Below are 643 nucleotides of genomic sequence, written 5' to 3'. Positions count from 1 at the left end.
TTAAATCCAATCCCACAGCTGTGGTGGACCGCAGAGAGCTTCCTTTAGACGAGGAAGAAAGAGCCTTTTCACTGGCTGATAAAAATTAAATCCAATCCCACAGCTGTGGTGGACCGCTAGGAGCCTTCTAAAGAAGTCTCCTTGGCTCAGCTGGCTACTCAAAGCCTAAGCGCTAAAGCGCCAAGACTTTGATGTGTGCCAACTGTCCTTTGACCACGGCTGTGGGATTGGTTTATTTTTATCGCCTGTTTCAAGGCTATCGCTTAACTACTTAATAGATGGCATAACCGTATGATTAAAGAAAGTCAATTCTGAGGTATTTTTATAAATATCTAAAATGAATAGTACCCAGTTTAATCAATTGGATAAATCTTTTATTATCTTAAAAATTTAAGATCAGGATTGTCAAATTAAGGCTAGCTTTTATAAACTACCCTAACAAATGGAATTATTTATATCGATTTCATTCTTTAAAAGAGAGTTGTTAAATATATTCAATCATTAATGAGACTCATTTCCATAAATTCTTGTCTTGATTATAGAGACTGCCTATCTTTAATGCGCTATGCTTACTCTCTCAAAAATAATTAACCAAATCTTAATTCAAATCGGAAAATTTATGGAAAAGAACCCTTCCTCTGCC

The sequence above is a fragment of the Facklamia sp. HMSC062C11 genome (genome assembly GCF_001810675.1).
Classification (GTDB): domain Bacteria; phylum Bacillota; class Bacilli; order Lactobacillales; family Aerococcaceae; genus Facklamia; species Facklamia hominis.
This window is presented reverse-complemented; position numbering follows the sequence as displayed.